The sequence below is a fragment of the Paraburkholderia sp. Ac-20336 genome (assembly GCF_017105025.1).
Classification (GTDB): Bacteria; Pseudomonadota; Gammaproteobacteria; order Burkholderiales; family Burkholderiaceae; genus Paraburkholderia.
In genome coordinates this window covers 1-11538 of record NZ_JAAGPS010000058.1, presented here as the reverse complement: position 1 = coordinate 11538, position 11538 = coordinate 1, and the positions used below count along the sequence as shown (strand labels likewise).

General features: G+C 65.2%; 8 protein-coding genes and 1 pseudogene. 2 read left to right on the top strand and 7 right to left on the bottom strand.

The genetic code is table 11. The features are described 5' to 3' along the window. Positions 1-46: 46 nt before the first annotated feature. The 7 genes from GXB81_RS17485 to GXB81_RS17455 all read right to left on the bottom strand — a co-directional run bounded on the left by GXB81_RS17485 (position 47) and on the right by GXB81_RS17455 (position 8144). Positions 47-784, bottom strand: coding sequence for an SDR family oxidoreductase (locus tag GXB81_RS17485; RefSeq protein ID WP_205989884.1), 738 nt, complete (start codon positions 782-784; stop codon positions 47-49). Continuing rightward, positions 781-2325, bottom strand: a complete 1545-nt coding sequence (locus tag GXB81_RS17480) for an FGGY-family carbohydrate kinase (RefSeq protein ID WP_205989883.1) — start codon at positions 2323-2325, stop codon at positions 781-783. Before GXB81_RS17480 ends, GXB81_RS17485 begins: the two co-directional genes overlap by 4 nt. 31 nt (positions 2326-2356) lie before the next feature. Next, complete coding sequence (locus GXB81_RS17475; protein ID WP_167040940.1) at positions 2357-3445, bottom strand: alcohol dehydrogenase catalytic domain-containing protein; 1089 nt, start codon at positions 3443-3445, stop codon at positions 2357-2359. 36 nt (positions 3446-3481) lie between these two features. Beyond that, positions 3482-4489 carry an ABC transporter permease gene (locus GXB81_RS17470; protein WP_167040937.1) on the bottom strand — a complete coding sequence of 336 codons (1008 nt, stop codon included), beginning with the start codon at positions 4487-4489 and terminating at the stop codon, positions 3482-3484. Next, the gene (locus GXB81_RS17465; protein WP_205989882.1) at positions 4476-5996 is read right to left on the bottom strand and encodes a sugar ABC transporter ATP-binding protein; all 1521 of its coding nucleotides are present in this window, start codon (positions 5994-5996) and stop codon (positions 4476-4478) included. Before GXB81_RS17465 ends, GXB81_RS17470 begins: the two co-directional genes overlap by 14 nt. 74 nt (positions 5997-6070) lie before the next feature. Further along, entirely contained in the window at positions 6071-6991 is a 921-nt protein-coding gene (locus GXB81_RS17460; protein WP_205192780.1) for a substrate-binding domain-containing protein, read from the bottom strand. A gap of 175 nt (positions 6992-7166) precedes the next feature. Then, a complete protein-coding gene (locus GXB81_RS17455; RefSeq protein ID WP_167040927.1) occupies positions 7167-8144 on the bottom strand; it encodes an AraC family transcriptional regulator in 978 nt (325 codons plus the stop codon). Positions 8145-8546: 402 nt separating this feature from the next. On the opposite strand from GXB81_RS17455, the gene dalD reads away from it, so the two are divergent. Both dalD and xylB read left to right on the top strand, forming a co-directional pair. Beyond that, the gene (gene dalD, locus GXB81_RS17450) at positions 8547-9959 is read left to right on the top strand and encodes a D-arabinitol 4-dehydrogenase (protein ID WP_205989881.1); all 1413 of its coding nucleotides are present in this window, start codon (positions 8547-8549) and stop codon (positions 9957-9959) included. A gap of 161 nt (positions 9960-10120) precedes the next feature. Next, positions 10121-11398 (top strand): annotated as a pseudogene (xylB, locus tag GXB81_RS17445) (xylulokinase); the annotation flags it as partial. Positions 11399-11538: the final 140 nt, after the last annotated feature.

The window sequence follows — 11538 nt, the reverse complement described above, 5'->3', positions numbered from 1 at the left end:
CCCGACCGCTCGCTCCGGCGGCTCCGGCAAGCCCTGCGCGCAGCCTTCACCGCGCCGTATAGCCGCCGTCGATCGGCAGGCATACGCCGCTAATCATCGACGCCGCCTCGCTCAACAGAAACAGGATCGGCGCGGCGACTTCGGCGGATTCGGCAAAGCGCCGCAGCGGGATCGCCTGCAAGGCCAGATCGCGTTTGGCGGGATCGCTCCAGGCCAGCACCGCCATCGGCGTCAGCGTGACCGTGGGGTTCACGCTGTTCACGCGAATCCCGCTCGGCCCCAGCTCGACGCACAGCGCGCGCGTCGCCGCATCGAGTGCGGCCTTCGAGGCCGAATAGCTCAGATGATCCTCAAGCGCGACGAGCGCAGCCTGGCTCGATACGTTGACGATGCTGCCCGCGCGCTGCGCCGCGAGCATCGCGCGCGCGACGTGCTTCGCGACCAGCACCGCGCCGCGCGTATTAACCGCCATCACGCGATCGAAGCTCGCGGCCGTAGTATCCACCGCGCGTTCGAGCAACGCGATGCCCGCGCAATTCACAAGACCGTCGAACGGTTCGAGCGAGGCGAAGGCGTCCTCGATCGCGGCTTCGTCGCCGACGTCGAGCGCGAGAGGCTCGCAACCGGTTTCCTCGGCAAGCCGCGCGAGTTCGCCGACGTTGCGCGCCGCCGCGACAACCGACGCGCCGCTCGCGCACAAGGCTTCGACCGTGGCGCGGCCGATGCCGCTCGATGCGCCCGTCACGAGAATCGAGCGGCCGGAAAAATCGAAAGTAGCGTTCATGATGATTGCAAGCGATGCATGACCGGCTTCAAGGCCGGATAGAGGTCCACGTACACGCCGAAGCGCTGCTGATATAACGCCATGCGCCGCGCGTCGGGCTGCGCGCGCTCGATCAGCGTGACCCAGCCGCCCTGCGCCGCTTCGCGCGACACGAGGCCCACGGCGACCGCCGCGAGCCGCGCGGCGCCCATCGCGGCTTCGACGTCCTGCTCGATCGTGTAGACCGGATAGCCGGTGATGTCGGCGATGATCTGCATCCACAGGTCCGAATGCGCGGCGCCGCCGACCACGATCAGTTTGTCGTCGAGCGATTGCGCGCCTTTGCGTCCCGCCTCGATGTTGTGCTTCAGCGCGAACGACACGCCTTCGAGCACCGCGCGATACAGATGCGCGCGCGTATGAAAGAGCGACAGTCCGACGAACGCGCCGCTCGCTTTCGCATCCCACACCGGGCTGCGCTCGCCCATCAGATACGGCAGGAACAGCACGCCGTCGGCGCCGGCCGGCACCTGCGCGGCCGCGTCTTCGAGCAGCCGATGCGGATCGCCATGCGGCGTCGCGCGCGCGGCCTCGATCTCCGCGTGACAGAACTGCTCGCGATACCACGCGACCGACGCGCCCGCCGTGATCGCGCCGCCGAATACGTAGAGATCCTGCTGGCCGTTGAAAACATGCGGCATGCTAACCAATCCGTGCCGCGCGTCGACCTGCTGGTTGATATAGCCCCAGCACATGCTCGTGCCGATCATCGCGACGTGCTGCCCCGCGCGCGTGACGCCGGCGGCGAACGTCGCCATGGCCGCATCCACGCCGCCCGCGACGATCGGCGTGCCCGCTTCGAGCCCGAGCGGCGCGGTCCATTGGGACAGCAGTCCGCCCACCACGTCCGACGATTCGACGAGGCGATCCGGCATCATCGTCGCGGGAATGCCGAGCATGTCGAGCGCTTCGTCCGACCAGTCGCGCCGCGCCATGTCATAGACGCCGCCGATATTGCCGGCCGAACTGTGATCGACCGCGACCTCGCCGGTCAGCAGATAAATCACGTAAGCATTCGGCGGCAGGAAATAGCGCGTATGCGCCCATACGTCCGGCTCGTTTTCGCGCAGCCACAGCATCTTCGTGTAGCCGTAGTAGCTATCCACGCCATTGCCGGTGATCGTGTAGAGCCGGTCGAGATCGACGTTCTCGCGCACCCAGTCGACCTGCGTGGTCGCGCGCCGGTCCATCCAGATCAGGCAGGGCGCAAGCGGCCGCATGTCGCTGTCGACGGGAATGCCCGAGCCGCCGTACAGGCTGCTCACGCACAGCGCCTTGATCGAACTCGCGGCGACGCCAGCCGCCTTCGCCTCGCTCACGCAAGCGGCCACGCATGCGACGACCGCCCTCAGCCACACCGCGGGCCACTGCTCGGCCCACAACGGTTTCGGCGTGTCGGGCTGATAGCCCGACGCATGCTGCGCGACGATCGCGCCGTGCTCGTCGACGAGCAGCGCCTTCGTGCTCTGCGTGCCGATATCGACGCCGATGACGTAGTTCATAGAGTCTCCGTTGATGGGCCGCGCGCCACGCTCAGGCGCGCGGCTTCAGCAGCACCTTGATCGAATCGAGCGAGTTCGCGATCTTGATCGCCTCGTCCCATTCTTCGAGCGAGAAGCCATGCGTGACGATGCCCTTCGACGTCACGAGCCCGCGCGCGAGCAGATCGATCGCGATCGGATAGCAGTACGGCCCGAGATGCGCGCCGCGCACGTCGAGCTCCTTGCGATCGCCGATCACCGACCAGTCGAGTGTCGTGTCGGCGCCGAACACCGAAAATTCGACGAAACGCCCAAGCTTGCGGATCAGGTCCATGCCCTGATTCACGCCGATCGGCGCGCCGGTCGTTTCAATATAGACGTCGCAGCCGTATCCGTCAGTGAGCGAATGGATGATCGCGAGCGCGTCGTCTTTCTTCGGATTGATCGTCACGTCCGCGCCGTATTCGCGCGCCAACGCCAGCCGCTCTTCGACGAGATCGATCACGACGAGCTTCTTCGGTGTCTTCAGATGCGCGACCTGGGTCATCATCAAACCGAGCGGCCCCGCGCCCGCGATCACGACCACGTCGTCGAGCTGCACGTCGCCGCGATTCACCGTGTGAATCGCGCAGGCCAGCGGCTCGATGATCGCGGCATCTTCGAGCGAGATGCCGTCAGGAATCTTGTGGACGATCGCGGTCGGCGGAATGCGCATGTACTCGGCCATGCCGCCGTCCGCGACCTCGCGCTGAAAGCCGAAGATGTTGTGTACTTCGCACATCCAGTACTGGCCGGATTTGCAATAGCGGCATTTGCCGCACGGCACGATCTGCTCGGCGATCACGCGCTCGCCCTTTTGCACACCAAAATGCTCGGCCGCGCCTTCGCCGAGTTCTTCGACATAGCCGAAGAATTCGTGACCCGGAATCACCGGCGCCTTGACCCACGGGCTCGGGCCGCCCCAGAACATCTTCGCGCCCGAGTGGCACTTGCAGTCGCTCGCGCAGATGCCGCACGCGGCGATGCGAATCACGAGTTCGTGCGCGCCAGCACGCGGCTTCCGTACCTGTTCGACGCGATAGTCTTTCGGTGCATGACAGACGATGGCGGTCATGTTCGGCTTGTCGGATTGAGTCGTCATTGCATGGTCCTGCGAAAAAGTGGGGAAAAGGAAGCGTTACTTTCTGCGGTCGCGGCTGATATAGATCGCGAGCAGAATGATTCCGCCCTTGATCACGTTCTGTACGTACGGATTCACGCCGACCATGTTCAGGCCGTTGTTCAGGACGCCAAGTAAAAGCGCGCCGATCAGCGTGCCGATAATCGAGCCGCGTCCGCCCGAGATCGACGTGCCGCCCATCACGACGGCGGCGATCGCGTCGAGTTCGAAGCCGACGCCCGCGTTCGGCTGACCGCTCATCAAACGCGCGGTCAGCACGATCGAGGCGAACGCCGACGTCAGGCCGGCGATCGTGTAGACGAGCAGCTTGACGCGCGCGACGCGCACGCCCGAGAGCCGCGTCGCCTGCTCGTTGCCGCCGATCGCATAGACGTAGCGGCCGAACGGCATGCGTTCGAGCAGCACCCAGGCGATCACGTAGATCACCGCCATGATGACGACCGGCGCCTGGATGCCGAGAATCTTGCCGCTGCCGAAGAAGCTGACCCAGTCGGGCAGGCCGTCGATCGGATAGCCGCCCGTGTAGATCAACGCGAGGCCGCGCGCGATGCCCATCGTCGCGAGCGTGACGATGATCGGCGGCATGCCTGCGAACGCGACGAAGAAGCCGTTGGCCGCGCCGAAGCCGAGACCGACGGCGAGACCCACCACGAGCGCGGCCACCGCGTTCATGCCGGCCACCATAAGACCGGCCGCGAGCGTGCCGGAGAGCGCCATTACCGAACCGACCGACAGATCGATGCCGCCCGTCAGGATCACGCAGGTCATGCCGACCGCGATGATCGCGTTAATCGACACCTGGCGCAGCACGTTCTCGATGTTCGCGGCGGAGAGGAAGCTGTCGCTCGCGAACACCATGACGATGCAGACCACCAGCAGGCCGACGAACGGATAGAACAGTGTCGAGCGTTTCAGCGCGGCCCAGCTGAAGCGTGCGGGTGCGCCCGGCGTATTGCCCGCAACGGTCGAGGTCTCGGGCGAAGAGGAAGGATTAGGCGTGTTCATGAGCAGCTCCAAGCGAACCGGCGGTCGCATAGGTCATCACGGCATTCGAGTCGATCGCGTCGCCTTCGAGCATGGCTTCGATGCGCCCCTGCCGGAACACGGCGACGCGGTCGCACATGCCGACGATCTCCGGCAGTTCGGACGAGATCATGATGATCGAGTAGCCGCGCGCGGTCAGCTCGCGCATCAGCAGATAGATTTCGGCCTTTGCGCCGACGTCGATGCCGCGCGTCGGTTCGTCGAAGATCAGGATGTTGGTGTGGTGATTGAGCCAGCGCGCGATCACGACCTTCTGCTGATTGCCGCCCGAGAGCGTCGCGACTTCGGTGTGCATGGTCGGCGCCTTCACGCCGACGCGCTTCATGATGTCGGCGGTCGCGCGCGCCTCGCTGCGGTGGTCGATAAAGAAACGCAGCGAGCGGTACTTGCCGAGGTTGTTGATCGAGATGTTCTGCCTGATCGAGAAGTCGGTGATGAGCCCTTCGGTCTTGCGGCTTTCGGGCAGGATGCCGACGCCCGCGCGCAACGCATCGGCCGGATCGGCGAGCTTCGCGGCCGCGCCGTTCACGCGAATCTCCTTCACGTAGGCCGGGTCCGCGCCGATCACCGCGAGCGCGGTCTCGGTGCGCCCCGAGCCGACCAGTCCCGCGAAGCCGAGTATCTCGCCCTCGCGCAGCGAGAAACTCAGCACCGGACTGTCTTTCAGCAACTGCAGGCGCACGACGTCGAGCACGATCTTCGCATCGGCGCGCGGCGGCGACTTCGGCGGAAAGCTGCTTTCGATGCGGCGCCCCACCATCATCTGCACGAGACGGCTCACGTCCGATTGCGCGACCTCGGTCATGCCGACGTACTGGCCGTCGCGCAGCACCGTGATGCGGTCGCACACTTCGAAAATCTCTTCGAGGTGGTGCGAGATGAAGATCATCGCCACGCCCTGCTGCTTCAGTTCGCGCATGATCGTGAACAGATGCGCGGCTTCGGCGGGTGTCAGCGTCGCGGTCGGTTCGTCGAGAATCAGGATGCGCGCCTCGAGCGACAGGGCCTTGCCGATTTCGACGAACTGCTGCTGCGCGACCGACAGTTCGCGAATCGGCACCGACAGATCGATCGCGACGCCGAGCCGCGCGAAAATCTGCGCGGCCGCGCGGCGCATCCTGCCGCGTTCGAGCATGCCGAAGCGGGTCCGCATTTCGCGGCCGAGAAAGATGTTCTCGGCCGCATTCAGATACGGAATCAGGCTGAACTCCTGAAACACGATGCCGACACCGGCGGCCACCGCGTCGTGATAGTTCGCGAAGTGGCGTGCCGTGCCGTCGATCGTGATCGTGCCTTCGTCGGGCTGATAAATGCCGCAGAGAATTTTCATCAGCGTCGATTTGCCCGCGCCGTTCTCGCCGAGCAGCGCATGAATCTCTCCGCGCGCGATCTCGAGGTGAATGCCTTGCAGCGCCTTCACGCCAGGAAAGCTTTTGCTGATGTTGTCGAGCTTGAGAATCGTGTCCATCGCGTGTTCCTCTGCCGCGCGCCGCCGCGCATGATGCTCGCGCGCGGCGGCTGCGGCCTGCATTACCAGCTGAATTACCAGCTGAAGCCCTTCGCGTTGCTCTTGTCGATCAGCTTCACGTCGACCGGAATCGTCTTCGGCACATTGGCGCCCCACTTTCTCGCGAGCGCGATGCCGAGCGCGATGCGCACCTGATCGGCCGGGAATTGCGCGGACGTCGCGACGAATTTCGAATTCGGCTTCTGGATCGCGGCAATCGCTTCGGGCGCGCCATCGACGCTGGTCAGCTTGATGTCCTTGCCCGACGATTCGATCGCCGAGAGCGAGCCCATCGCGCCGCCGTCGTTGACGCTGAACACGCCCTTCAGATTCGGATGCGCCTGAATCATGTTCTCGGTCACGGTCAACGCGGTCGCGCGTTCCTGCTTGCCGTTCTGCGTATCGACGAGCTTCACGCCGGGCGACTTCGCGAGTGCCGCCTTGCAGCCGCGCACGCGTTCGAGAATCGGCACGACGGGAATGCCGTCGAGAATCGCCACTTCGCCGCTGCCGCCGATCGACTTCGCGAGGTAATCGCACGCCATCAGGCCCGCGTCGTAGTTCTTCGAGCCGACGAACGAATCGACCGGACCGTTCGCATTGGCATCGACCGCGACAACCACGACGCCCGCTTTCTTCGCCGAGGTCACGGCCGACTGGATGCCGGTCGAGTCGGTCGGATTGACGAGCAGGATGTCGATCTTCTTCTGCAGCATGTCCTCGACGTCGCTGACCTGCTTGCTCACGTCGTGATGCGCGTCGGTGACGACCACGGTCGCGCCGATCGACGCCGCCGCATCGTTCAGTGCCTTCTGCATCGTCACGAAGTACGGGTTATTCAGTTCCTGGAACGTCATGCCGATCTTGAGCGGCGCAGCCTGCGCGGTCTGCGCGGCCGACATCGCAACGAGCGAGAGGCCGGCTGCGAGCGCCGCGACGCGGCGTGCAAAAGTCATCGACGACGGCAACGATTTCGACTGGGATTTCGACTGAAAAGCAGCTTGCTTCATGGTTGTCTCCATTTTTTTGAAGTGAGCACGTCCTGCGCGCTGTGGGTTCGCACAGCGCGACGCGTGTTGAAAAACAGGTGGACTAAAACAGCGGACTACATAAACGGACTAGATAAATTGACTAGGTGAGCGGATACGCGGTGCCGTTTTTCGGCAGGCCCGGCGCAAGCACGATCGCCGGCGCGTTGTCGATACCCCGGCCGCACGCGGCCGCTTCCTCGGAGGCATCGCGGCTCGCGTCGTTCAGTTGCTGATAGCGGCGAAACGTCGACGGCGCCATGCCCTTCACCGCGAGAAACTGCCGGTTGAAATTCGACAGATTATTGAAGCCCGCCTTGAAGCAGATGTCGGTCACGCTCAGTTCGTCGTCGGTCAATAGCTGGCACGCGAGATTGATGCGCATGCGGTTCACGTACTGCACGAACGGCAGCCCGGTATGGCGGCGGAAATAGCGCGAAAACGCGCTGACGCTCTGGCCCGCGAGCTGCGCGAGTTCCGATTCGCGTAACTCGTTCGCGAGGTTCTTGCCGATATACGCGAGCACATGGTTGATACGGGTCGCCGCGAAGCTGGTCGGATCGGCCTGATAAGCAGGGCTCGCGAGCGTCTCGCGGTCCTGCGCGTTCATCAGGATCTCGAGCATCGACATGAACAGCACGAGCCGGCGCAGGCCGCGCGCGGCGAGCAGTTCGAGAAAGAGCGGCTTGATCTGCGCCGAGGTCTGCGGGCCGTACGACAGGCCGCGGCGCGCCTCGGCAAGCAACGCCTCGACCTGGCGCCACTCCGGAAAGCTCTCGAGACAGTTCGACACGAATTCCTGGCCGAACTGCACGACCAGATTGCGCTGCGCGACGCTCTCGCCCTCGGGCACGTCGCTGACCCAGTTGTGCGGCAGGTTCGGGCCCATCAGCACGAGATTGCCCGGCGCGAAGCTGCTGATGTGATCGCCGACGAACATCTTGCCGGTCGTCTCGACGATCAGATGAATCTCGTATTCAGGGTGAAAGTGCCAGCGCACCGTGCGATACGGATAGCCATGCGACCACGCCTTGAACGATTCGTCGCGACGGACGGCCACGACCTCTAGATCAGGTTGCACTGTCTGCCTCCATGAGAGCGGCCCATTCGAGGCACCGCCGATCTTGATCTTGTATAGCGAAAAGTACCCGCCAAACGCACGGGCGACCACTTGAAAAGAAACCGCAGACCGATACTTTTTTGCATTCGGGTTAGCCCCGAGGCCCAAAAAGTCAAATTTGATGCAATGCAATAGCGATGGCACAGCGGTTTTTTCCAGCCGGCGATGCGGTCATGAACGAACGCACGGCATGCCATGCCGCGCTGCGCCACGAAAACCCGTCGCCCTCGCCTTGACTTTCGTTTCGCCCGGTACGATCATTCGCTCACACACAGAGCAAATGCTCCCTATGCACGAAACGCGCGCACCGAGCGCCGCGGACAAGGCGTCGAGCATCCATCTTGCATGGAACCGGAGACATACATGAACAGCGGGCAAGGCAGCGGCGCGGCCGCACACGTGATCCTGCACATCGGCGCGGGATCGTTTCATCGCGCGCATCAGGCGTGGTATCTGCATCGGCTCAACGAAGCCAGGCTGCCGGACGAGCCGCGCTGGTCGCTCGCGGTCGGCAATATTCGCGGCGACATGAACGCGGTGCTCGACGCGCTCGCCGCGCAGAACGGCGTCTATACGCTCGAAACCGTCACGCCGCACGGCGAGCGCGCCTACGAGACGATCCGCTCGATCGAGCGCGTGCTGCCGTGGAGCGAAAGCCTCGGCGGGCTCATCGAAGCCGGTGCCGATCCGGCCTGCAGGATCATCGCGTTCACCGTGACCGAAGGCGGCTATTACCTCGACGAACACGACCGGCTCGACACCGCGAACCCCGATCTCGCCGCCGACCTCGCGGGCGGCCACACGACGATCTACGGCGCGCTCGCGGCGATTCTCGACGCGCGCATGAAGCGCGGCGCGGGCCCCGTCACGCTGCAAACCTGCGACAACCTGCGCAGCAACGGCGAGCGCTTTCATGCAGGCATGAGCGAGTTTCTCGCACGGCGCGGCGCGACCGAACTCGCGCAATGGTTCGACGGCCACACCTCGTGCCCGTGCTCGATGGTCGATCGCATCACGCCGCGCCCAACACCCGACGTGCGCGAACGCGTGCTGGCCGCGACCGGCGTCGACGACGCAAGCCCCGTGATGGGCGAGGCGTTTATCCAGTGGGTGATCGAGGACCGCTTCATCGCGGGGCGGCCCGCCTGGGAGAAGGTCGGCGCGGAACTCGTCGATTCGGTGCTGCCGTACGAGGAAGCGAAGATCCGCATTCTCAACGCGCCGCATAGCTGCATTGCGTGGGCGGGCACGCTGGTCGGCCTGAACTACATCCATGAAGGCACGCTCGACGCCGACATTCACCAGTTCGCCTACGACTACGTGACCGAGGACGTGATTCCGTGTCTCACGCCGAGTCCGCTCGATCTCGCGCGTTATCGCGACGTCGTGCTCGAACGCTTCAGCAATCCGCACATTCTCGACACGAACCAGCGCGTTGCCGCCGACGGTTTCTCGAAGCTGCCCGGCTTCATCGCGCCGACGCTCGCTGGGTGCTTCGCGCGCGGCGTCACGCCGGCCGCGACCGCGGTGCTGCCCGCGCTGTTCTTCCGCTTTCTCGAACGCTGGCACACGGGCAAGCTGCCCTACGCGTATCAGGACGGCGTGATGGACGAGAGCGTCGCGCACGGCTTCTTCACGGCCGCCGATCCGCTACGCGCATTCGCCGCCGACCGGCTGCTGTGGGGCCGCATGGCGCAGACGCCCGAACTCGAAGCGGCGCTCGCGGGTGCGCTCGCGCGGGTCGACGCGTGGCTCGCGAAACGCGGCGCGGCATGAAAGTGGCCTGAATGCTGCATGAGCGCAGCGCGGCCCGCACGAGGCCGCGCACACGCTTCCGCGCCGACCCCGACGCACGCGCTGCCAGGCTTAATGCCCATGACAGCGCGCGCGATGTGCGGCTAAAGTAGCGCATCCCCAACGACTCAGGTTTCGCGCCCATGTACCTCGGCATCGATCTCGGCACGTCCGAAGTGAAAGTTCTGCTGCTTGCGTCCGATGGACGCGTGATCGGCACCGCAGGCTCCCCGTTTACGGTTTCGCGTCCGCATCAGCGCTGGGCCGAGCAGAATCCCGCGGACTGGTGGGCCGGCACGCGCGCGGCGCTCGGGGCATTGCGCGCGCGCCATCCCGACGAATTCGCGCAGATTCGCGGCATCGGCCTGTCGGGCCAGATGCACGGCGCGGTGCTGCTCGATGCGCAGGACAACGTGCTGCGTCCCGCGATTCTCTGGAACGACATGCGCAGCGACAAGGAATGCGCGGAACTGACCGAGCGCGCGCCCGAGTTGCACAGCGTCGCGGGCAATCTCGCGATGCCCGGTTTCACCGCGCCGAAGCTGCTGTGGGTCGCGCGCCACGAGCCCAAAATCTTCGCTAAAACCGCCTGCGTGCTGCTGCCGAAGGATTACCTGCGTCTGCAACTGACGGGCGGCAAGGTGTCCGATCCATCGGATGCGGCCGGCACCTTGTGGCTCGATGTCGCGAAGCGCGACTGGTCCGACTCGCTGCTCGCGGCCTGCAACATGACGCGCGCGCAGATGCCGGGCCTCGCCGAAGGCAGCGCGCCGTCGGGCACGCTGCGGCCCGAAGTGGCACGCGAATTCGGCCTGAGCGACGCCCCAAACGAGGGCGTGATCGTCGCGGCCGGCGGCGGCGACAACGCGACGAGCGCGATCGGCATCGGCGCGACGCAACCGGGCGACGGCTTCGTCTCGCTCGGCACCTCGGGCGTGCTGTGCGTGGTCGGCGACAGCTTCCGGCCGAATCCGGCGTCCGCCGTGCATGCGTTCTGCCACGCGATTCCCGACCGCTGGCATCAGATGAGCGTGGTGCTGTCGGCGGCGAGCTGTCTGCGCTGGGTCTGCAAGCTCACCTCGACCGACGAACCGACGCTGCTCGCCGAAATCGAGGCGCTGCCCGCCGAGGCGCTCGCCACCGCGCCGCTGTTCCTGCCGTATCTGTCGGGCGAGCGCACGCCGCATAACGACCCCTACGCGCAAGGCGTGTTCTTCGGCATGAACCACGCGACCGACCGCGCGCTGCTCGGCTATGCGGTGCTCGAAGGCGTGACGCTCGCGCTGACCGACGGCCTCGACGCGCTGCGCGCGGCCGGCACCGAAGCGAAGGTGCTGTCGCTGCTCGGCGGCGGCGCGCGCAGCGACTACTGGGCCCAGCTGCTCGCCGACGCGCTCGACACCGCCACGGTCAAGCACGGCGCTCGCCAGAACGGACGAAACTGTCGACTTGCTTCGCTTACCCCGCGCAACGGTATGCTCCGATGCCGCGACCCATGCCCCAAGCGCTTCGTTCCACACACTTTTATATGACTTGTTCATAGCACGACCCTTATAGATTT